Origin of the sequence: Streptomyces spinoverrucosus (genome assembly GCF_015712165.1) — a bacterium.
Lineage (GTDB): Bacteria > Actinomycetota > Actinomycetes > Streptomycetales > Streptomycetaceae > Streptomyces > Streptomyces spinoverrucosus_A.
In genome coordinates, this window is the sequence record NZ_JADPZX010000001.1 from 2058262 (window position 1) to 2081277 (window position 23016).

Sequence of the window (23016 nt, forward strand, 5' to 3'; positions counted from 1 at the left end):
GCAACGCTTTCTTTGCAAGTCATCGACTCGGGCAGGCCCAGAATCGGGTACGCAGCCCAGGCCTGTGACGCGATGAAGGGGATCAACCCATGGGTTGATCCCCTTCATCAGCTACTGATCAGCGACGCATGGACGCTATGTCGGATGTCGCATCCAACGCGCTACCGCTCGTGTCAGCTGCAGCCGCTCGTCGAACCGCAGCCCTCGCAGATGTAGCAGGAGCCGGCGCGCTGCATCTTCGTACCGCAGGAGAAGCACAGCGGGGCGTCGGCCTGGATGCCCAGCTGCATCTCCACCAGCTCGGCGCTGGTGTGGGCCTGCTTCGGGGCGGGCTTGGCCGCCTCGATGTCGGCCTTCGGCGTGGCGACGGCCTTGAGCTCCTGGGCGCGCGGCGCCGACTGGGCCAGGCCCTCGACGTCGACCTCATCCTCGTTGGGCTCGTACGAACCCGTCTCCAGGTGACGCTGACGCTCCTCGGCGGAGTGGATGCCGAGCGCGGAACGCGTCTCGAAGGGCAGGAAGTCGAGCGCCAGGCGACGGAAGATGTAGTCGACGATCGACTGCGCCATCCGCACGTCCGGGTCGTCCGTCATGCCGGCCGGCTCGAAGCGCATGTTGGTGAACTTCGAGACGTACGTCTCCAGCGGCACGCCGTACTGGAGGCCGACGGAGACCGCGATGGAGAAGGCGTCCATCATGCCCGCGAGCGTCGAGCCCTGCTTGGACATCTTCAGGAAGACCTCGCCGAGACCGTCGTCCGGGTAAGAGTTGGCGGTCATGTAGCCCTCGGCGCCGCCGACCGTGAACGACGTCGTGATGCCGGGACGGCCCTTGGGGAGGCGCTTGCGGACCGGGCGGTACTCGACGACCTTCTCGACCGTCTCACGGATGGTGGCCTCGGCCTTCTCCGTGATCTCGGCCTTCTCCTTCTCCTTGGTCTTGGCGGAGAGGGGCTGGCCGACCTTGCAGTTGTCGCGGTAGATGGCGAGCGCCTTGATGCCCATCTTCCAGGCCTCGAAGTAGATCTCCTCGACCTCCTCGACGGTCGCCGACTCCGGCATGTTGACCGTCTTGGACAGGGCGCCGGAGATCCACGGCTGGATCGCGGCCATCATGCGGACGTGGCCCATCGCGGAGATGGACCGCTCGCCCATCGCGCAGTCGAAGACCTCGTAGTGCTCGTGCTTGAGGCCCGGAGCGTCGACGACATTGCCGTGCTCGGCGATGTGGGCGACGATCGCCTCGATCTGCTCCTCCTGGTAGCCCAGACGGCGCAGGGCCTGCGGGACGGTGCCGTTGACGATTTGCATCGAGCCGCCGCCGACCAGCTTCTTGAACTTGACCAGGGCGAGGTCGGGTTCGAGGCCGGTGGTGTCGCAGGACATCGCCAGACCGATGGTGCCGGTCGGGGCGATGACGGACGCCTGGGAGTTACGGAAACCGTTCTTCTCACCGAGGCGCAGCACGTCCTGCCAGGCCTCCGTGGCGGCGGCCCACACCGGCGTGTCCAGGTCGTCCATGCGGACGGCCTTGCCGTTGGCGTCGGCGTGCTGCTTCATGACGCGGTTGTGGGCGTCCGCGTTGCGGGCGTAGCCGTCGTAGGCGCCGACGACCGCGGCCAGCTCCGCGGAGCGGCGGTAGGCCGTACCGGTCATGAGCGAGGTGACGGCACCGGCGAGGGCGCGGCCGCCGTCGGAGTCGTACGCGTGGCCGGTCGCCATCAGCAGGGCGCCGAGGTTGGCGTAGCCGATGCCGAGTTGGCGGAACGCGCGCGTGTTCTCACCGATCTTCTGCGTCGGGAAGTCCGCGAAGCAGATGGAGATGTCCATCGCGGTGATGACGAGCTCGACGACCTTGGCGAAGCGCTCGGCCTCGAAGGACTGGTTGCCCTTGCCGTCGTCCTTCAGGAACTTCATCAGGTTCAGCGAGGCGAGGTTGCAGGACGTGTTGTCCAGGTGCATGTACTCGCTGCAGGGGTTCGAGCCGTTGATACGGCCGGACTCCGGGCACGTGTGCCAGTGGTTGATGGTGTCGTCGTACTGGATGCCCGGGTCGGCACAGGCCCAGGCGGCCTCGGCCATCTTGCGGAACAGGGCCTTGGCGTCGACCTCTTCGATGACCTCGCCGGTCATCCGGGCGCGCAGGCCGAACTTGCCGCCCTGCTCGACCGCCTTCATGAACTCGTCGTTGACGCGGACCGAGTTGTTGGCGTTCTGGTACTGGACGGACGTGATGTCGTCGCCGCCCAGGTCCATGTCGAAGCCCGCGTCGCGCAGGGCGCGGATCTTCTCCTCTTCCTTGACCTTGGTCTCGATGAAGTCCTCGATGTCGGGGTGGTCGACGTCCAGGATGACCATCTTGGCGGCGCGGCGGGTGGCGCCACCCGACTTGATCGTTCCTGCGGAGGCGTCGGCGCCGCGCATGAAGGAGACCGGGCCAGAGGCGTTGCCGCCGGAGGACAGCAGCTCCTTGGAGGAGCGGATGCGGGAGAGGTTCAGGCCGGCGCCGGAACCGCCCTTGAAGATCATGCCCTCTTCCTTGTACCAGTCGAGGATCGACTCCATGGAGTCGTCGACGGACAGGATGAAGCAGGCGGAGACCTGCTGGGGCTGCTTGGTGCCGACGTTGAACCATACGGGGCTGTTGAAGCTGAAGATCTGGTGCAGGAGGGCGTACGCCAGCTCGTGCTCGAAGATCTCGGCGTCGGCGGGCGAGGCGAAGTACTTGTGGTCCTCGCCGGCCTTCCGGTACGTCTTCACGATGCGGTCGATGAGCTGCTTCAGGCTCACCTCGCGCTGCGGGGTGCCGACGGCACCGCGGAAGTACTTGCTGGTGACGATGTTGACCGCGTTCACCGACCAGAAGTCGGGGAACTCGACGCCACGCTGCTCGAAATTGACCGAGCCGTCGCGCCAGTTGGTCATGACGACGTCACGGCGCTCCCAGGCCACCTCGTCGTACGGGTGCACGCCGGGGGTGGTGTGGATGCGCTCGATACGCAGCCCCTTGGTCGCCTTGGTGCCCTTGGCGCGGGAACTCCGTGCCGGACCGCTCGCCGTCTCTGTCATGCCGCCTCCCTGTACGGGCTAAAACGCCCTGAAGTGCCCCGATGTTCCCGTGGCACGGTGTTCTGTCTTGCGTTGCGGGCTCCTCTCGCTGCCGCCCGCAACAGGTCTTCGATCGCCGCCGAGCCGACCGGGTCCGGATGCCGCCCCCAAACCCGGCCCGCCGCTCAGTCGGCGGCGCGGGCGGGCTCGGGGAGCTGACCAGCCCCTCCGGACCCGCAGTCGTCTTCCTGGCTCCCCGTGCCGCCGTCTTCGTCGTCCGCGGCGGGGCGTTCCGGCTTTTCCCTGAGTTCCGCGATCGCCGCCTCGAAGTCCTCCAGCGACTCGAACGCCCGGTAGACGGACGCGAATCGCAGGTAGGCGACGAGGTCCAGCTCCTGCAGCGGGCCGAGTATGGCCAGCCCCACGTCATGGGTGGTCAGCTCGGCGCTCCCGGTGGCCCGCACCGCCTCCTCGACCCGCTGGCCGAGCTGGGCGAGTGCGTCCTCGGTGACAGGCCGTCCCTGGCATGCCTTGCGCACGCCGTTGATGACCTTGGTACGGCTGAAAGGCTCCGTGACTCCGGACCGCTTGACCACCATGAGCGAGCACGTCTCCACGGTCGTGAAACGACGGGAGCAGTCAGGGCACTGGCGGCGCCTGCGGATCGACGTGCCGTCGTCGGTCGTACGACTGTCGACCACGCGGCTGTCGGGGTGCCTGCAGAAGGGGCAGTGCATGAACTCCCAACCCTCCTCACAGCAGACTCAATAGCCTCAACAGACCCGTGGGCCCCTCGAAGCGACCACAAGCATAGGCGATGATCGCGCGGCCGAAGACCGGGGGGACCACAACTTCTGGGCTGCTGTAGCCATCCAACCACTACATGTGGGGATTGGCCTGCACATCAGCAGCGCTTCGCGTGTCGGCGGGCGCATCAGCGCACTCCACACGCGCGTGCGGCGCGTCGGGCACATCCGTGCTCTGCGTGCGCGTGCGGCGCGTCGGACACGTCCGTGCTCCACACGCGCGTGCGGCGCCTGTGGACACAGTCGTGCTCCATGCGCGCGTGCGGCGCGTCCAGACACAGTCGTGCTCCATGCGCGCGTGCGGCGCGCTGGACTCGTCGTCGCGCAGCCGTGTCGCGACGGCACGCCGGACTCGTCGGTGCACGCCCGTATCGCGGCGGCACGTGGGGAGATACCGTGGGCGCCACAGGGAGAAGACGTAGGACTCCCGCATAGACGGGGGCCGGTACCCGGTTGACGGGGCACAGGGTGGCACACTGGGCCACGCACCCCACGAGGGCTCGCCCCGGCGGTGAACAGTACAACAATGGGCGCTTTTCCCTACGGGGCGCCGCGTCGGCCATACACCCAGACACATGATCGCGTCCGGTGATTCGCACTTTTTCACTCGAACGTGCGTTTGGCGCAACCTTTCGAAAGCAACTACCGTTGTCCAGCAGGGAGACCATCGAGAGGGGCCGACGTGACCACCACCGCAGACAGTGCCACCATCACTGCCCAGGACCGCTCCCAGGGCCGACTCGAGCCGGTGCATGCGATGAACGAAGCCACGAATCAAGAGGGGCCCAAGCGCTCTCTGCCGGGCCGACCTCCAGGCATCCGGGCGGACAGCTCCGGGCTGACCGACCGGCAGCGCAGGGTGATCGAGGTCATCAGGGACTCGGTGCAGCGGCGCGGCTACCCGCCGTCGATGCGGGAGATCGGCCAGGCGGTCGGGCTGTCCAGCACGTCCTCCGTGGCGCACCAGCTGATGGCACTGGAGCGCAAGGGCTTCCTGCGCCGCGACCCGCACCGCCCGCGCGCGTACGAGGTGCGCGGCTCCGACCAGGCCGCATCCGTGCAGCCCACGGACACCGCGGGCAAGCCCGCCGCTTCGTACGTCCCGCTGGTCGGCCGCATCGCCGCCGGTGGCCCGATCCTCGCCGAGGAGTCGGTCGAGGACGTCTTCCCGCTCCCCCGGCAGCTCGTCGGTGACGGTGAGCTGTTCGTACTGAAGGTCGTCGGTGACTCGATGATCGAGGCCGCGATCTGCGACGGCGACTGGGTCACCGTCCGCCGCCAGCCGGTCGCCGAGAACGGTGACATCGTGGCCGCGATGCTCGACGGCGAAGCCACCGTCAAGCGCTTCAAGCGCGAGGACGGCCACGTCTGGCTGCTGCCGCACAACTCGGCGTACGAGCCGATTCCGGGCGACGACGCGACGATCCTCGGCAAGGTGGTCGCTGTTCTACGGCGGGTGTGATGCCCGCTGCGGGCGGCCCTGTCGCCGACCTCCCCTGATCGGGCCCCGGGACCCCTGCGCCGGTTCCGGGGTCCTGTGCTGTGCGGGCCCGTGCCGACGGATTCTGAGACGCGGGTTGGCCGACGCGTCGGGCGTCGGCCAACCCGCCTCTCTCCGTCCCCGCCTACTTGGCCGGCTGCGCTGCCTGCTGCTGGGCCGCCGCGTCGATCGCGGCCAGCGACTTCCGGACCTGGTTACGGTCCGTGGTGTACCAGAAGTCGGGCAGTGACGCCTTCAGATAACTCCCGTAGCGGGCCGTGGCCAGTCGCTGGTCGAGTACGGCCACCACACCGCGGTCCCCCGAGGCCCGTACGAGGCGACCGGCACCCTGGGCCATGAGCAGAGCCGCGTGGGTGGCGGCGACTGCCATGAAGCCGTTGCCGCCGGCGTCCTCCACCGCCTTCTGGCGGGCGCTCATCAACGGGTCGTCGGGCCGCGGGAACGGGATCTTGTCCATGACCACCAGCTGGCAGCTCGGCCCGGGCACGTCCACCCCCTGCCAGAGCGACAGCGTGCCGAACAGGCACGTCTTCGGGTCGGCCGCGAAGTTCTTGATCAACTCGCCCAGGGTCTCCTCGCCCTGGAGAAGGATCGGAAACTCGGGGATGCGCGTGCGCAGCTCCTCTGCGGCCAGTTGGGCCGCCCGCATCGAGGAGAAGAGCCCGAGGGTGCGCCCGCCCGCCGCCTGGATCAGCTCCGTCAGCTCGTCGAGCATGTCCACGCGATCGCCGTCCCGCGCGGGGCGTGACAGGTGCTTGGCTACGTAGAGAATGCCCTGCTTCGGATAGTCGAACGGCGAGCCGACGTCGACGCCCTTCCACTTGGGCAGGGCGTCTCCCTCGGTGCCTTCGGGGGCGAGGCCCAGGGAGGCGCCGACGCCGTTGAAGTCGCCGCCCAGCTTCAGGGTGGCGGAGGTGAGGACCACGGAGCGGTCCGCGAAGAGCTTCTCCCGCAGCAGACCCGAGACGGACATGGGGGCGACGCGGAGGGAGGCGCCGAAACGGTCGTGGCGCTCGTACCAGACGACGTCCCACTCCGAGCCGTGCGTGATGCGCTCCGCCACGTCGTGCACGGACTCCACGGAGGCCAGCGCCTGCTTGCGGACCGCATCCTCGTCCTGGACGGACTTGTCGCGGGTCGCGCCGATCGCGGAGATGACCGTGCGGCAGGCGTCGCGCAGTGCCGTCAGCGCGTAGCCGAGATCCTCCGGGATCTCTTCGAGCCGGCCGGGCAGGGCCAGCTCCATCAGCCGCTCGAAGCCCTCGGCGGCGGTCTGGAGCTGGTCGGCGGCCTTCTCGTTGACGAGCTTCGCGGCGCGGCGTACGGCACGGTTGACCTGGCCGGGGGTCAGCTCGCCGGTGGCGACACCGGTGACCCGGGAGACCAGTTCGTGTGCCTCGTCCACGATCAGCACCTCGTGCTGCGGGAGGACCGGGGCGCCTTCGATGGCGTCGATGGCGAGCAGGGCGTGGTTGGTGACGACGACCTCGGAGAGCTTGGCGCGTTCCCGGGCCATCTCGGCGAAGCATTCGGCACCGTACGCGCACTTCGAGGCGCCCAGGCACTCCCGCGACGAGACCGACACCTGGGCCCAGGCGCGGTCCGAGACACCGGGCGTGAGGTCGTCCCGGTCGCCGGTCTCGGTCTCGTCCGACCAGTCCCGCAGCCGCAGCAGGTCCTGGCCCAGCTTGCTGGTGGGGGCGGCCGCCTCGAACGGGTCGAAGAGGCCCTCCTCCTCGTCCTGGGGGACGCCCTCGTGGAGGCGGTGCAGGCAGAGGTAGTTCGACCTGCCCTTCAGCATCGCGAACTCCGGGCGGCGGCGCAGCAGCGGGTGCAGCGCCTCGACCGTGCGCGGCAGGTCGCGCTCCACCAGCTGACGCTGCAGCGCCAGGGTGGCCGTCGCTACGACGACCCGCTCGCCCTGCGCGAGCGCGGGCACCAGATAGCCCAGCGACTTGCCGGTGCCGGTGCCGGCCTGGACCAGCAGATGGGAGCCGTCGTCGATCGCCTCCGCGACGGCTTCGGCCATGGTCACCTGGCCGGGGCGCTCCGTACCGCCGACGGCTGTGACGGCGGCATGCAGGAGTTCGGGGAGTGAGGGCTTCGTCATAGCTCGACCACCCTACGGCCCGGCACTGACAAACGGGCGATCACCGTGGGGGTGGGGATGGGATCACGGCCAGGAGTCTCTGGAGTGAACGGTGGGGGCGAGATGCGCTTTCGATGGGTTGGGTGCGGCATGGGATCTGGGGATCGGGCTTCGATGGGGCGGGACCGTTGAAGATCGGGCTTGGGCGGGACGGGACCGTTGAGGGTCAGCTTGGGCTGGTGGGGCCGGTGAGGAGCGGTTGGCCGGGTTTCCGTGTGACCTGGCGCGAACTCGATGAATCCGAGTGGGAACCGGATCGCCGTGGCCGGTGTACCAAAAGTGATGACGCTGTGGCACAGCGCTACAACAGATGACGCAGGGACCGGTCTCGCATCATGAGGGCGGCCCGTTTGGCAGGCAGGTCGGCCTCGGCGGCGAACCGGTATCCGGCGTTGAGGAAGGCCGCCACGGAGGGGATGTTGCGAATGTCGGGTTCTGCTACGACGCGTGCGCAGGCGGGCCGTTTGTCGAGGACGAGGTCCGCGACGGAGCGGAGGAGGGTGCTGCCCAGCCCTTGGCCGCGTTGGGCGATATCGCCGATGAGGATATGGACACCGGTGTCGTGAGGCCGGGCGGGATAGTAGCGGGCCAGTGAGTCGAGGTCGGCCCGGTAGATCTCCCAGTAGCTCATCGGGGTGCCGTCCAGTACGCCGAGACAAGGGACGCTGCGTCCGTCGCCGGCCAGCTGGGCGTTCAGATGCTGCTCGGTCAGGTCGGGGGTTCCGTCCAGCTGCCAGAACGCGGCCACGGCCGGGTCGTTCATCCACCGGCCGATGAGCGGCAGGTCCCTCTCGACGCGTACGGGGACGAGCTGGAACACGCCCGCGGGTGTGTCGGTCGGGCCCCAGTCGCCGACATGGTCGAGCAGGTCGTCGGGGACGAGCGGCACGGCTGCCAGCCGTGGGGCAGCGGCACGCGGTTGCCGGTCCACTCCGGGCTCCTCCCCGGCGAGGAACGCGATGAGCTCACTGGGCAGACGCAGGTCCAGGGTGTCTTCGGCGTCGGTGTCCTCGGGCGTGTCCTTGCTCTCGCCCTGCCCGGGACTCCTGTGAGTGACGGGTGCGGTACCAGCGTCGGCGCTCGCGTCGGTCGGAGGCACTTGGGGCTCCTCTCAGGGGGCGGTGTCGGGGCGTCTTCCGCGTGGATGAAGGGGAGTTGACGGTGATCAGGAATGGAGGGGGTTGGCGATGGTGACGTAGACGGACTGGGTGTGCACCGGGCCGACGAGTTCGTCGAGGCCGTGCAGCCGGGTCAGCAGGTTGGCCTTGCAGCGCAGGACAGGTGAGTCGAGGAGGCAGGCGGGCAGCGGGGTGCGCAGCCGGGCGGGACCGGAGGCAGCGCTTTCGAGGAAGCGGCGGAAGGCGGCGAGCAGCAGCCGTTCGTCGGCCAGGTGCTGTGAGCCGAACGCACCGATCAGGCCGAACACGTTGTTGATGGCCAGGTAGTAGGCGAAGCGCTCGTCGGTGACCTCGTCGGGGACGAAGGTGTCGCTGCGCTCGCCGATGCCCGGCAGGCGTGCATTCAGCTCCGCGCGCCAGGACTCGCGGAAGTAGTAGCCCTGGTTGTCGCGGTAACGGCCGCCGGCCGGCCAGCCATCACGGTCCAACAGGACCAGTGTGTTCTGCTGGTGGGCCTCCAGGGCGATCCCGGCTTCGCCGTCCAGCCACAGCACGGGTCGGACGACCTGTTCGAGGTAGCGCAGGAACCACTCGGCCGCGACGGCTCCGCGCGGTCGACCGGTCCGGCCGGCGAGCCTGGTGACGATGTCGGCCAGCCGGGACCGTTGCGACGGCCGGTCGGAGCAGGGGCGGTCGGCGGTCGGGTCTGGCTGGGCGTGGGTGCGGGGTGCCGTGAGTCCGGCGATGCAGGAGACATCGTCCCTGGGCGTGAACGGGTTGTGCCGGATGAGCACGTCGAGTCCGGGCACGGGACTGCCGTCCAGCCCGTCGACGGCGAGCCAGGCCGGGTCGCGGACGATGTCGAAGCCGGGGTGGGCGCACTGCCATTGCTGGGACAGCCCGGTGCGCAACAAGCGGTGGACCTCGACGCCGCGATGCAGTTCCTTGCGGAGGTTCTCACGACGGGAGTTGGTGATGTGCAGGCCCAGCGACAGCTTGAGCATGGCTGGAGTGTGGGGCCGGTAGACGGTTCGAACGGAGGAGGTGGGGTGCCAGGCGGAGCCGTGTGCCCCGAGGTCCCGGAGGAGTCCGGCGTCGAGCAGGGCGGCGACATCGCTGCGGTGCCGGAGCTCGCGCATCTGCCACGGGTGCAGGGGCAGAGCGGTGTAGCCGTCGGGCAGGGGCAGGTCGGCTCCGGCCAGGTGAGCGGTGAGCCGGGCCGCGGGGACGGCGCGGCCACGTTCGGTCCAGGTCGAGTCGGTGGCGAGGACGGAAGGAGCGACAGCCATCCAGTGCAGGGGGAAGGAGCGGCGCAGTTCGGGTGAGTAGAGGCGCGCTTCGGCTTCGGTGAGGCCTTCGCGGCTCTTCGGGGTCGGGTGCAGCGGATGTCCGAGGAGGAGTGCCTGCTCGGCTGCCAGGAAGAGGTCGGGTTCGTCCGCGGGGCGCCGTCTGCGGTCGCTGATGAAGGTGGCGACACGGCGGACGGAGTCGGCGACGCGCGCGACGAGTTCGATGCCTTCGCCTCGTCCGAGCATCTTCCCGCCCCTGGGCGTTTCTCGGGCGAGCAGTGCGGCGAGGGTGACCGCGTCGAGGGGCTGGGACGGTTCCGGGGCGTCGGCCAGATGCGGCAGGCCGAAGCGGTACCAGCCCGTGCGGGACCAGTAGTGCACGGGGACAAGAAGGGCGGTGCCGCTGGAGGGGAGCGGGATACGGAGAGTGCCCTGCTCAGGTGCGGGGAGACCGGTCTCGCGCACCCAGCAGCGCAGCAGGTTCTCGACTGCCGCCGCCTGGGCTGCCGTGTGGGCGTCGGGGTGGTCCAGGAGGTCCGTTGCGGTGCCGTACAGCCGCTGTGCCTGCTGCCAACCGCCCTGTTGTCCGGGGACCGTTGCGGTCGTCGGTAGGGGCGTGGCCTGGGTGGCGCAGCAGCGTTGCGCGGGGGTGCGGAAACGGCCGTCAGGTGTGGAGGTGGTGGTCAAGACGGTTCCTTGTGGGGTCGAGCTGGCTCGTGTGGGGCGAGCCGAGTGGTGCTCTCGTGTGGGACAGCCGGATGGTGCTTTCGAGCAGGGCTGCGCGAGGCGCGGGGCGTGGTGGGGCTGGGTAAGTGGGGCGTTCGACTGAGGGGTGATGGGAGTGGTTCAGAAGGTGGGGATTCGGTTTGGCGGGGAGCGCCGAGCCGTTCGTGGCGGTGGCAGTCAGACGACGGTGCGCGTCGCGACGTGTGAGGGAGCATCTGCCTCTGCATCCGCGCTCCCGCTATCGCGACCGCTCGGCGCGGTCGGCGTGATCAGTGTGGTCAGCGTGGTCGTAGGGCTGGTGTTCCGAGTGGCGCGGTGGGCGATCGCCCTCATAGGGGTGGGCGCGGGCCGCCGCCGTGAGGGCGTCGGCCAGGCGGTCAAGCACTGCGGAGGCCTGCTCGTCGCTGATGGTGAGGGGTGGGAGCAGCCGTACGACGCTCGGGTGCCGACGGGCGAGGCCGACGATCAGGCCCCGTCGGAGGCACTCCCGCTGAACTGCGGCAGCGAGTTCGCAGGCGGCGGGATGCGTGCCGTGATGGCGTCCTCCCGGGCTCGGCGTCGGACTGATCGCACGGCCGAGTGGTGGTGTCCCGGTCTCACGCCGGACGGCACGGGAATCCGCCGCCTCCGGCGCCACCACCAGCTCGACGCCGATCATCAGTCCCCGCCCGTGCACTGCGCCGATGCAGGGGAACTCCCTGGCAAGGTCGCGGAGTTGGGACAGCATGCCGGAGCCGATGGCGGCCGCTCGTTCGGCGAGCCGGTGTTCGCGGACGTGGGCGAGGGTTGCCGTGCCTGCGGCGAGGGCGAGTTGGTTGCCGCGGAACGGGCCGGTCGGGGCGATGGGGCGGCGGAGTGCGAGGTCGTCGCGGTGGATCACGGCGGCCAGCGGGAGGCTGCCGCCGATGGCCTCGGAGAGGATCATCACATCGGGTGTCACCCCGCTGTGCTCGACGGCCCAGAAAACACCGGTCCTGCCCACTCCCGTCCGCGTCTCGTCGATGATGAGGGGGATGGAGCGGGAGGCTGTGATCTGACGCGTCGCATGCATCCACGCATCAGGCGCAGGGACGACTCCGCACTCGCCATGGACGGGTTCGAGAAGCAGGCCGGCGGGGCCGGTCGCAGGGGACGAGGACGACAGGGCGGCTTCGGTCCAGCGGGCGGCCAGTTCAGCACTGTCTACGCCGGCGATGGAGAAGGGGCAGCGGTAGTCGGGCGGGAAGGTCAGGCGTGCGTCCGGTGCCCGGCCGACCTCGCCGAGAGTCCCCGCTTCTTCGTGCGCGATCCCGTGGTCGGCGGCGGTGAGGGCGACGATGCCGGAGCGTCCGGTCGCGGCGCGTACGAGGGCGACGGCCGCCTCAACCGCTTCCGTTGCCGACGGGCCGCAGAACTGCACGCGTGCGTGGTCGGCGAGTCCGGGTGGCAGGGTGCGCTTCAGTTCCGTGACGAAGGCGTCTTCGACGGGGGTGGCCAGGTCGGGGACGTTCAGTGGGGCGCCGGAGTCGAGGACCTTGCGGATCGCTTCGAGTACGACGGGGTGGTTGTGGCCGAGGGCGAGGGTCCCGGCGCCCGAGAGGCAGTCCAGGTAGCGGCGTCCGTCCGCGCCCTCGACGGTGAGGCCACGGGCGCGTACCGGCACGATCGGCAGGGCGCGCGGGTAGGTTCGCGCCGCCGGTTCGCGCGTCGGCTGGCGACGTGGGACCCCTTCGGTCACTGCCACGGCTCCTTGTCCTCCCGCTCCGGGGCGGCCTCCCGCCGGTATGCGGCGACGAGCTGGTCTCACGCACCGCGCATCCGGCTGGCGATCGCCCGCTTCCGTTTCCCGGGCCGTCCGTCGTCCACGGGCCGAATGGCAGGCGTCCGGTCGGCGTCCACCTGCCCGACGGCGCCTACGACATCGCGGCCCGGTACTTCACAACCCGTCGGCCACGCCACCGATCCCGGACGGGCTCGCACGCTCGCACGCCCGCTCATGGGTCCGCGCCCGCGCCACACCTCTGAACAGCCACTCCCGACAGCACACCTCCCGAGGCACCGCAGGCAGAGCACGGGTACACGCGACCAGCCCCGCTCCTCACGCCCACCGCTACCAACCGCGGTCCGGCCACCGGGTTACGGGTTGCTTCAAGATCCTTGCCGTGACCGAACCGTTGCCGTCCCGTCGGAAGTCCCCCACAGCGACCGCATAGTGTGGGGTGCCATTCCCAGAAAGCCGTGGGATCGGCCTGAACCGCAGGTGAGTTCGGTCGGAATCGCGGCCGCAGGCGCCAAGTCCGTTCACCACCAGGGGGAGTTACACCATGCGATCCACACGGCTGTCGTTCACCACTCGCCGGGAGAGGGGCGCGCGTCGCAGAATCTCCCCCGTGCCGACCGTCGTTGCGCTGGCTTCCGCACTGGCGCTCACCGTCACCGCGTGTGAGTCGGGGGACCCCTCGGCGGACGCCCAGGCGTCGGCCTCGGCGGCTGCCGAGGGTGACGGAAAGATCCAGATCCCGGACGACATCAAAGACCGTCTGAAAGAACACGGGATCGACCTGGACAGCTGGCGGGACGGCGCCTGGAAGAACTGGGACAAGGACGACTGGCTGCGCGAGGCCGAGGACTTCATCAACCCGATCATCGAGGACCTGTGGGACCCGGACCGCATGCGGGAGGCCCAGGAGCCCGACCAGTCCGTCGACGAAGGTGGCCTCTCCGGAGACCAGGGGGTGACCGACCCGACGCCGGAGCCGGTGGAGGCGGAGGCCGTGCCGGCGACGTACCACGCCAACGCTCCCGAGGCGGGCAAGCTGCTCTTCGACTCCCCCGAGGGCACGATGGTCTGCTCCGCGACGGTCGTGAAGGACCCGGCCAATCCGGGCAAGTCGAACCTGGTGTGGACGGCGGGGCACTGTGTGCACGCGGGCAAGGAAGGCGGCTGGTACCGCAACATCGCGTTCGTGCCGTCGTACAACGACGCCGGCATGTCGACGGAGGAGTTGCAGGGCGCCACGAAGGAAGAGGTCGCTCCCTACGGGGTCTGGTGGGGCGACTGGGTGCAGACCTCGGACCAGTGGATCGAGCAGGGCAGTTCGACGGGCGGGGACGGAGCGGCGTACGACTTCGCCGTGCTCCATGTGACGCCGGAGGACGGCAGCGGGGGCAAGTCCCTGGAGGAGACGGTGGGCTCGGCGCTGCCGGTGGACTTCGCCGCTCCGGCCGTGCCGGAGATGGAGAGCCTGACGGCGACGGGCTATCCCGCGGGGGCGCCGTACGACGGTCAGACGCTGTACCAGTGCGAGGACAAGCCGGGACGCCTGTCGATCAGCGCGTCGGATCCGACGATGTACCGGATCGGCTGCACGATGACCGGCGGTTCGTCCGGCGGTGGCTGGGTCGCGGCGGGATCGGACGGGAAGCCGGCGCTGGTCTCCAACACCTCGATCGGTCCGGTGACTTCGGGCTGGCTGGCGGGGCCGCGGCTGGGTGATGAGGCGAAGGGTGTCTTCGAGGCGGTGAGCGGTAAGTTCGCCGGCCAGTGACGGTGCCGTAGGACCGGCGGTGGGTTGGCGTGACGGAAACCTTCACCACCTCACCGCCGTTCGCCCGCAGGCTCACGGGCATAGTGGGATGCCGCTCACGGGGGTGATCCACAGGATCCACTTGTGTGCGTCAGCGCCGTGCACGAGCGACCGACATCGCACACTCGAACAACGTTTCAACGGGGGGTCACAGCACCATGCGCTCCATACCCAAACCTCGCTCCGCACTCGCCGCACTCGCGCTCACTGCCACCGCCTGCGGCAGTGACAGTGCGGACAAGGCGGCCGACCAGGCCGGAGCTGCCGCATCGCAGGCGGCCGGTGGCGATGACGGCAAGGTCGGGATACCGGCCGACATCGCGGACCGGCTCGCGGAGCACGGCATTGATGTCGACGCCTGGAAGGACGGCGGCTGGCAGGACTGGGACAAGGACAAGTGGCTCAGTGAGGCCAAGGACTTCGTCAACCCGGTGATCGAGGGCCTGTGGAAGCCGGAGCGGATGCGTTCCGCGCAGGAGGCCGACAAGACGCTCTCGACCAAGGACGCGCCGGCCGACCAGGGCGTCAGCGACCCGGAGCCCGCGCCGGTCGAGGCCGTGGCCGAGAAGACGCCGTACCACCAGAACGCGGCGCCGGTCGGCAAGGTCTTCTTCGACTCGCCCGAGGGGTCCATGGTCTGTTCGGGCACGGTCATCAAGGACGTGAACCATCCCGGCAGGTCCAACCTCATCTGGACGGCCGGGCACTGTGTGCACGCCGGGCTGAACGGCGGCTGGTACCGGAACATCATGTTCGTCCCGGCCTACAACGACCTCGGAAAGTCCGAGGCGGAGCTGGGCAGTGCCAGCAGCAGCGAGATCGCTCCGTACGGCAACTGGTGGGCGGACTGGGCCTCGACCTCCGACGGTTGGATGGAGGGCGGTTCGGCGACCGGCGGCGCGGGGGCGGCGTACGACTACGCCGTGCTGCATGTGCGGCCGGAGCAGGGCGCCGAGTCGCTGGAGGAGAAGGTCGGCGCGGCGCTGGACGTGGACTTCTCGGCGCCGTCCGCGACGGAGGCCGGCGAGATGGGCGCCTGGGGATATCCGGCGGGGGCGCCGTACAACGGGCTGGAGATGTTCAAGTGCATCGACCGGCCGGGGCGGTTCTCGCTCAGCCCGGCGTTGCCGACGATGTACCGGATCGGGTGCACCATGACCGGCGGTTCGTCGGGCGGCGGCTGGTTCCGGGTGGTGGACGGCGAGACCAAGCTGGTCTCGAACACGTCGATCGGCCCGGCCGACAACACCTGGCTGGCGGGGCCGCAGCTGGGACAGGACGCGCAGGCGCTCTACGAGAACATGAGCAGGACGTACGGCGGTCAGTGACGCGTCGATGACGAAGGCCCGCCCCTCACACGGTGCTTTCTAGGGGTCGTCGCAACACGTGGTCGTGTTGATCAGGCCGCGAGCAGTTTATGCAGGCGCTCGGCTGGGGTTTCCCAGCCGAGCGTTTTGCGTGGGCGACCGTTGAGTTCGGCGGCCACGGCGTCCAGGTGCTTGCGGGTGTGGACCGAGAGGTCGGTGCCCTTGGGGAAGTACTGCCGCAGCAGGCCGTTGGTGTTCTCGTTGGAGCCTCGCTGCCAGGGGCTGGCCGGGTCGCAGAAGTAGACCGGGATGCCGGTGGCGACGGTGAACGCGCCGTGGGCGCCCATCTCGCTTCCCTGGTCCCAGGTCAGGGACCGTGTGAGGTGCGAGGGCAGGGTCTGGACCGTGGTGACCAGCACGTCCCGGACGCTCTCGGCGCCGTGGTCGCCGGGCAGGTGCAGGAGCATGACGTAGCGGGTGGCGCGCTCGAGCAGGGTGCCGATGGCCGACTTACCGTCCTTGCCGATGATGAGGTCGCCTTCCCAGTGGCCGGGCACGGCCCGGTCTTCCGCTTCGGCGGGCCGTTCGCTGATCATCACCATGGGGGTGGAAAACCGTGGCTGGCGCTGCCGGGCCTGGCGACGCGGCTTGCGCCGGGCGCGACCGGTCCGCAGGGCGCGGGCCAGCTCACGGCGCAACTCTCCGCGTCCTTGGACGTAGAGAGCCTGGTAAACCGTCTCGTGGACCACATGCATCTCCGGCCGCTCGGGGAACTGTGCCCGCAGAGCCTGGCAGATCTGCTCCGGACTCCACCGTAGATGCAGGTGGTCCTGGATGAAGTCCCGCAGCTCACGGTTCCGGCTGATCTTTCCCGGCTTGGGGCGGGGCCGGCGGGCATCGGCGCGGGCCTGGGCGGCGTGCGGCCGGTACTGGCCGTTGCCCGGATGCCGGTTACGGCGGATCTCGCGGCTGACGGTGGACGGGCTACGGCCCAGCTCGGCCGCGATCGCCCGGAGCGTGGCCTTCTCCCGCAGCCGGTCAGCGATGTAGATCCGGTCGGCCTCACACAGATACCGGGACGGACCAGAAGGCGGCACCACCGCGTTGATCGGTGGTGCCGCCTTCTGCCTACGGTCGGCGCTGCGGCCGTTACGCCACTTTCTGCCGGTCCGCTCGTCGATACCGACCAGCCGGCAGGCTTCCTTGTTGCTGTAGCCCTGTTGCACGAGCCGGGAGTATTCCGTCCGCTCCCGGCTCAGCTTCACAGGCCCCTGAGCCGTCCGGTCCCCACGAATCTCGAAGTCCATTGCCACCCCTGAACTGGGGTGTTGCAACGACCACTAGAACTGAAGCACCAGGGGCGGGCCTCTCTGTGCAGCTCTACCTACAGCTCTACAGCAGACTCATGACGGCTCAGGCGGCCGGCGTCGGCATGTACGGCGTGAGCTCGGCCGCCAGTTCCTCGTGCACCCGCACCTTGAGCAGGGTGCCCTCCGGGGTGTGCTCCTCGGAGATCACCTCGCCCTCGTCGTGGGCGCGGGCGACCAGCTTGCCGTGGGTGTACGGCACGAGGGCCTCGATCTCGACGGACGGGCGGGGCAGCTCGTTGTCGATGAGCGCGAGCAGTTCGTCGATACCCCGGCCCGTGCGGGCCGAGACGGCGATGGAGCGCTTCTCGATCCGCATCAGCCGCTGCAGGACCAGCGGGTCGGCCGCGTCGGCCTTGTTGACCACGACGATCTCGGGTACGTCGGTGGCGCCGACGTCCCTGATCACCTCGCGCACGGCGGCCAGCTGCTCCTCCGGGTTGGGGTGCGAACCGTCCACCACGTGCAGGATCAGGTCGGACTCGCCGACCTCCTCCATCGTGGAGCGGAACGCCTCGACCAGGTGGTGCGGCAGGTGCCGGACGAAGCCGACGGTGTCGGCCAGCGTGTACAGCCGGCCGCTCGGGGTCTCGGCCCGGCGGACGGTCGGATCCAGGGTCGCGAACAGGGCGTTCTCGACCAGGACGCCGGCGCCGGTGAGGCGGTTGAGCAGGGAGGACTTGCCAGCGTTGGTGTAGCCCGCGATGGCGACCGAGGGCACCTTGTGGCGCTTGCGCTCCTGGCGCTTGATGTCCCGGCCGGTCTTCATCTCCGCGATCTCCCGGCGCATCTTCGCCATCTTCTCGCGGATCCGGCGCCGGTCCGTCTCGATCTTGGTCTCACCGGGACCACGGGTGGCGAGACCGCCGCCCTTGCCGCCGCCCATCTGCCGGGACAGCGACTGACCCCAGCCTCGCAGCCTCGGCAGCATGTACTGCATCTGCGCGAGCGCGACCTGCGCCTTGCCCTCTCGGGACTTGGCATGCTGGGCGAAGATGTCCAGGATCAGCGCCGTGCGGTCGATGACCTTGACCTTGACGACGTCCTCGAGGTGGATCAGCTGGCCGGGGCTGAGCTCACCGTCGCAGATGACGGTGTCCGCGCCCGTCTCGAGCACGACGTCGCGCAGCTCGTCGGCCTTGCCGGAACCGATGTAGGTCGCCGCGTCGGGCTTGTCGCGCCGCTGGATCACGCCGTCGAGCACGAGCGCACCCGCTGTCTCCGCGAGGGCGGCGAGCTCCGCGAGGGAGTTCTCCGCGTCCTGCACGGTCCCCGAGGTCCAGACGCCGACGAGGACGACCCGCTCCAGACGGAGCTGGCGGTACTCGACCTCGGTGACGTCCTCGAGCTCGGTGGAGAGGCCCACAACGCGGCGCAGAGCCGCGCGTTCGGAGCGGTCGAACTGGTCGCCGTCCCGCTCTCCGTCGACCTCGTGGCTCCAGGCGACGTCCTCTTCCATCAGGGCATCGGCCCGAAGACCCTCGGGGTAGTCGTGCGCAAGGCGCTTGCGCTGGGTGTCCTGGGAAGGGGAAGAAGAGGAGGTCATTGGGTCCTTACGTCGTTGGGGATTCCGTGTGTGCAGTGACGGGGCGCAGCGCGGGCAAAGGTGCTCGGACCTCTTTCGGAGCTGGTCCGCCACCCTGCACAACGCACGAGTGGCCCGGGAGATTCCCGTCACGTGCGCCGCCGACCTGAAGATGGTCGCACGGTACGCCCCGTCTCGTCACCGTGTTATTCCGCCGCCGTTTTCCGGGGCTCCATGACCTTGGGCGAGGCCCCCTCCTGGGCCGACTGCCGGACCGTCGGCTTCCAGTCCGGGTGGCCCGGCATCGGCGGGGTCTTCTCTCCGTACAGCCACCCATGCAGGAAGCCGCTCAGATCGCGTCCGGCCGTCTGGGAGGCCAGGGACACGAAGTCGGCGGTGGTCGCCGTGCCGTCCCTGTGGCGGCTCACCCAGGCCCGCTCCAGGCCCTCGAAGGCCGTGCGGCCGATCTCCTGGCGGAGGGCGTAGAGGACCAGGGCCGCTCCGTCGTAGACGTTCGGCCGGAAGATCCCCAGGCGGCTGCCGGACTCGGGCACCTTCGGTGCGGCGGGCGGGCCGCCGGCGGCGCGCCAGTGGTCGGAGGCGCCGTAGGCCGCACGCATCCGCGCCTGAAGGGACCGGTTCGACTTCTCCTCCGCGTACAGCGCCTCGTACCAGGTGGCGTGTCCCTCGTTGAGCCACAGGTCGGACCAGGTGCGGGGGCTGACGCTGTTGCCGAACCACTGGTGGGCCAGCTCGTGGACCATGATCGAGTCGACGTACCACTCGGGGAAGGACGGGTCGTTGAAGAGCTCTCTCTCAAAGAGAGAGAGCGTCTGCGTCTCCAGCTCGAAGCCCGTGGAGGCGTCCGCGACGAGCATCCCGTACGTCTCGAAGGGGTACGGCCCGACCTTGCCCTCCATCCAGGAGATCTGGTCGGGGGTCTTGGCGAGCCACGGTTCGAGCGCCGCCCTGTGCCGGGTCGGGACGACGTCCCTCAGGGGGAGCGCGTGCGGGCCGGTGCGGCGTACCACTGTGGAGCGGCCGATGGAGACCTGGGTGAGTTCCGTGGCCATGGGGTGCTGGGTGCGGTACGTCCATCTGGTCGCGGCGCCGACGCGTTGCACGCCGGCCGGCAGGCCGTTGGCGACGGCCGTGTAGCCGTCGGGAGCGGTGATCCGGATGGTGAAGTGGGCCTTGTCGGAGGGATGGTCGTTGGACGGAAAGACCAGGTGGGCCGCGTCGGCCTGGTTGGCCATGGCGAGGCCGTCGGCGGTGCGGATCCAGCCTCCCTCCCGTCCGCCGCCGGTCAGCGGGTCGCTGGTGTGCCGCACGGTGATGCGCACCCGCTTCCCTTGGGGCAGCTGTTCGTCCGGCGTGACCACCAGGTCCTCATCGGCCGCGGCGAACGACGCCGGCTCGCCGTCGATCTCGACCGAGGAAACCTTGCCGCGGGCGAAGTCGAGGTTCACGCGCGACAGGGGGGCGGTCGTCAGGGCGTCGATCGTCGTGACGGCCTGGAGCGGCTTGCTGTTGGTGCCGGAGTACGTGAAGGAGAGGTCGTACGCCGCGACGTCGTAGCCCGGGTTGCCGAGATACGGGAAGAGGCGGTCGCCGACACCCAGCGGGGCGGGCGGGACACTGGCGGCGACGAGACAGACGGACGCGGCGGAGGCGACCAGGACCGCCTTCAGCCGACGGGTGGTCCTCGATGCGATCGTGCGGGTTCCGGGGGCTGTGGTGGCGGGCCGTGCAGCCTTGTGGGGGGAGGTGAGCAGCATGGATTACGGCTACCAGCGCGCGCGAACCAGACAGCGACGACGCGCGTCGGGCGCACCCGAACGGGGTGCTGACAGGGGCCAAGGGGCGGGCGCCAAAGGGAGGGCCTGGCCCGGGGCGCCGCACGCGCGCGGGGACGCGGGCCGGGTCCCTTCGGTTCGGGGCGCCCTACCCGGCGCCGCACGCGCAGCGGGGACGCGGGCCAGGTCCCTTCGGTTCGAGTCGCCCTACCTGGGCGCCGCACGCGCGCGTGGATGCCTCTCGCGACGACCGCACGTCAGGCCACGCCGCCCTCACCAGGCCGACGCGTGATGCTGCGCCCGGCTCACGTCGTACACCCCCGCCACGTTCCGCATGGCACGCATGAGGGCGGGCAGGTGCGCGGCGTCCGCCAGTTGGAGGGTGTAGGTGTGGCGTACACGCTGCTGGGTCGGTGGTTCGACGGTGGCCGAGACGATCTCGGCGCCCTCCAGGGCGATGGCCTCGGTCAGGTCGGCGAGGAGGTGGGGGCGACCGAACGATTCAGCGACCAGCGTGACCCGGCACCCCGTGGTCTCCCCCCAGCGCACGCCCACCTCCGCGCGCCCCGCGCCCTTCATCCGCGCCACCGCCGCGCACTCGACGCGGTGGACGGTCACCACTCCCCCGCGTACGGCGAAGCCGGTGACCTCGTCGGGCGGTACGGGTGTACAGCAGCGGGCGAGCCGCACGCTCGTGCCGGGGCGGTCGACCACCACGGCATCGGCGGGTGTGGAGGCTTCGGATGTTGGAGTGGCTGAAGTGGTTGAAGTGGCCGATGCGGCCGATGTGGGTCGTGTGACGGGACCACCGACACTTCCGGAGCTCGTCTCCCCCACACCCGTCAGGCTCGTCTCCGCCACCCCCGGCCCACCGGTCCCCGAAGGCGTCGGATGCGCCGCCAGCCATCTCTGGATGGCGATCCGGGCGGCCGGTGTGTGGGCGTGCTCCAGCCACTCCCTGGACGGCTCGGAGGCCGGGTCCTGGCCCATGAGGAGCTGGACGGTGTCGCCGTCCTTCAGGACCGTGCTCAGCGTCGCGAGGCGGCCGTTGACGCGGGCGCCGATGCACGCGTGCGCGTCCTCGCCGTACTGCGCGTACGCGGCGTCCACGCAGGTCGCGCCCTCGGGCAGGCCGAGGGTGCCGCCGTCGGGGCGGAAGACGGCGATCTCGCGGTCCTGGGCGAGGTCCTGCCGCAGGGTGGACCAGAAGGTGTCGGGATCGGGCGCGGCCTGCTGCCAGTCGAGGAGGCGGGACAGCCAGCCGGGACGGGTGGGGTCGGCGCGCTCGCCGTCGGCCGGATCGTCGGAGGCGGGCGGCGCGTAGGGGTTGCCGAGCGCGATGACGCCGGCCTCCGCCGCCTTGTGCATCTGGTGGGTGCGGATGAGGACCTCGGCGACCTGACCGTCCGCTCGGGCGAGGGCGGTGTGCAGCGACTGGTACAGGTTGAACTTCGGTACGGCGATGAAGTCCTTGAACTCGGAGACGACGGGCGTCATACAGGTGTGCAGTTCGCCCAGGACGCCGTAACAGTCCGCGTCCTCGTTCACCAGCACCAGCAGTCGGCCGAAGTCGCAGCCGCGCAGCCTGCCGCGCTTGCGGGAGACGCGGTGCAGGGAGACGAAGTGCCGGGGGCGGATGAGGACTTCGGAGGGGATGTCGGCCTCGTTCAGTACGGCGCGCATCTCGTCGGCGATCTCGGCGAGCGGGTCGTCGGGGCGGGCCGCGTTCTCGACGATCAACGCCCGGGTGTGCTCGTACTCCGCGGGGTGGAGGATCGCGAAGACCAGGTCCTCCAGTTCGGTCTTGAGGGCCTGGACGCCGAGCCGTTCGGCGAGCGGGATGAGGACGTCCCGGGTGACCTTGGCGATGCGGGCCTGTTTCTCGGGGCGCATCACGCTGAGGGTGCGCATGTTGTGCAGCCGGTCGGCGAGTTTGATCGACATCACCCGGACGTCGTTGCCGGTGGCGACGAGCATCTTGCGGAAGGTCTCGGGCTCGGCGGCGGCGCCGTAGTCGACCTTCTCCAGTTTGGTGACGCCGTCGACGAGGTAGCGGACCTCCTCGCCGAACTGCTCGCGCACCTGATCGAGGGTCACGTCGGTGTCCTCGACGGTGTCGTGGAGCAGAGAGGCCGTCAAGGTGGTGGTCTCCGCGCCGAGTTCGGCGAGAATCAGGGTGACGGCGAGCGGGTGCGTGATGTACGGCTCGCCGCTCTTGCGCATCTGACCGCGGTGTGAGGACTCGGCCAGGACGTAGGCGCGGCGCAGGGGTTCGAGGTCGGCGTCGGGGTGGTGGGCGCGATGCGCCTCGACGACGTGGCCGATGGCGTCCGGCAGCCGGTCCCGGGTGGCGGAGCCGAGCAGCGCGGCGCGGCCCAGGCGACGCAGGTCGAGCCGCGGGAGCGACCTTCTGCGCGGCGCCGTCGCGGGCGCGGGGCCTGTCATCGGGCCCGATACAGCGCCTGGGGTCGCAGGGTTCGTGGCCTCCGCACTCATGGGCACCTCCGGCTGCGTGGACCGGCGAACGGGGTGCCCCATGGCGGACACGGCTCAGGGGTTGGCGACTTCTCCCCCGTCCGGGCCGGTGCTTGATGCTATCGAGCCGACCGCGCGCTCCTGACCGCCTCTCGCCCAGCGTGAAACGGATCACCCATTCGAGCGATGATTTGGAGGTTTATGGCCGGACAGGGCATCAACTGGAGCGGCAGGGCGTCGGATTTCCAGTTGGTGATCCACCGGACTGGTGCACTACCCGACCGGTGGTTCTCGCCACTGTCAGCCGTGGACGTCCGCCGCCTTACGTTGTGTCATGCGACCAC

The 23016-nt window shown here is 69.8% G+C and carries 13 protein-coding genes; 3 read left to right on the forward strand and 10 right to left on the reverse strand.

The window, feature by feature from the left end:
* Window positions 1-173: 173 nt before the first annotated feature.
* Together I2W78_RS09235 and nrdR are read right to left on the reverse strand one after the other, a co-directional pair.
* Entirely contained in the window at window positions 174-3068 is a 2895-nt protein-coding gene (locus I2W78_RS09235; RefSeq protein WP_196458593.1) for a vitamin B12-dependent ribonucleotide reductase, read from the reverse strand.
* A 164-nt stretch (window positions 3069-3232) separates the two neighbouring features.
* Complete coding sequence (nrdR, locus tag I2W78_RS09240; protein WP_196458594.1) at window positions 3233-3784, reverse strand: transcriptional regulator NrdR; 552 nt, start codon at window positions 3782-3784, stop codon at window positions 3233-3235.
* A 751-nt stretch (window positions 3785-4535) separates the two neighbouring features.
* On the opposite strand from nrdR, the gene lexA reads away from it, so the two are divergent.
* Entirely contained in the window at window positions 4536-5315 is a 780-nt protein-coding gene (gene lexA, locus I2W78_RS09245) for a transcriptional repressor LexA (protein ID WP_196458595.1), read from the forward strand.
* 163 nt (window positions 5316-5478) lie between these two features.
* On the opposite strand, the gene I2W78_RS09250 is transcribed toward lexA, so the two are convergent.
* The 4 genes from I2W78_RS09250 to I2W78_RS09265 form a co-directional block, all read right to left on the reverse strand.
* Window positions 5479-7464 carry an ATP-dependent DNA helicase gene (locus I2W78_RS09250; RefSeq protein ID WP_196458596.1) on the reverse strand — a complete coding sequence of 662 codons (1986 nt, stop codon included), beginning with the start codon at window positions 7462-7464 and terminating at the stop codon, window positions 5479-5481.
* A 340-nt stretch (window positions 7465-7804) separates the two neighbouring features.
* Entirely contained in the window at window positions 7805-8602 is a 798-nt protein-coding gene (locus I2W78_RS09255; RefSeq protein WP_196458598.1) for a GNAT family N-acetyltransferase, read from the reverse strand.
* Between the two features lie 66 nt (window positions 8603-8668).
* A complete protein-coding gene (locus tag I2W78_RS09260; RefSeq protein WP_196458600.1) occupies window positions 8669-10597 on the reverse strand; it encodes an IucA/IucC family protein in 1929 nt (642 codons plus the stop codon).
* Between the two features lie 277 nt (window positions 10598-10874).
* Window positions 10875-12353: an aminotransferase class III-fold pyridoxal phosphate-dependent enzyme gene (locus I2W78_RS09265; RefSeq protein ID WP_307783648.1), complete on the reverse strand. Its 1479-nt coding sequence runs from the start codon at window positions 12351-12353 to the stop codon at window positions 10875-10877.
* Window positions 12354-12939: 586 nt separating this feature from the next.
* On the opposite strand from I2W78_RS09265, the gene I2W78_RS09270 reads away from it, so the two are divergent.
* Together I2W78_RS09270 and I2W78_RS09275 are read left to right on the forward strand one after the other, a co-directional pair.
* Complete coding sequence (locus I2W78_RS09270; protein ID WP_196458602.1) at window positions 12940-14163, forward strand: trypsin-like serine peptidase; 1224 nt, start codon at window positions 12940-12942, stop codon at window positions 14161-14163.
* A gap of 197 nt (window positions 14164-14360) precedes the next feature.
* Window positions 14361-15530 (forward strand): trypsin-like serine peptidase, encoded by a 1170-nt coding sequence (locus I2W78_RS09275; RefSeq protein WP_196458604.1) that lies wholly within the window; start codon window positions 14361-14363, stop codon window positions 15528-15530.
* 71 nt (window positions 15531-15601) lie between these two features.
* Here the strand turns inward: I2W78_RS09275 and I2W78_RS09280 are convergent, their stop codons facing one another.
* The 4 genes from I2W78_RS09280 to I2W78_RS09295 form a co-directional block, all read right to left on the reverse strand.
* Window positions 15602-16816 carry an IS30 family transposase gene (locus I2W78_RS09280; protein ID WP_230885383.1) on the reverse strand — a complete coding sequence of 405 codons (1215 nt, stop codon included), beginning with the start codon at window positions 16814-16816 and terminating at the stop codon, window positions 15602-15604.
* 106 nt (window positions 16817-16922) lie between these two features.
* Complete coding sequence (hflX, locus tag I2W78_RS09285) at window positions 16923-18422, reverse strand: GTPase HflX (protein WP_196458606.1); 1500 nt, start codon at window positions 18420-18422, stop codon at window positions 16923-16925.
* Window positions 18423-18607: 185 nt separating this feature from the next.
* Entirely contained in the window at window positions 18608-20179 is a 1572-nt protein-coding gene (locus I2W78_RS09290; protein ID WP_196458608.1) for a M1 family metallopeptidase, read from the reverse strand.
* A 291-nt stretch (window positions 20180-20470) separates the two neighbouring features.
* Entirely contained in the window at window positions 20471-22693 is a 2223-nt protein-coding gene (locus I2W78_RS09295; protein WP_196458610.1) for a RelA/SpoT family protein, read from the reverse strand.
* Window positions 22694-23016 lie beyond the last annotated feature (323 nt).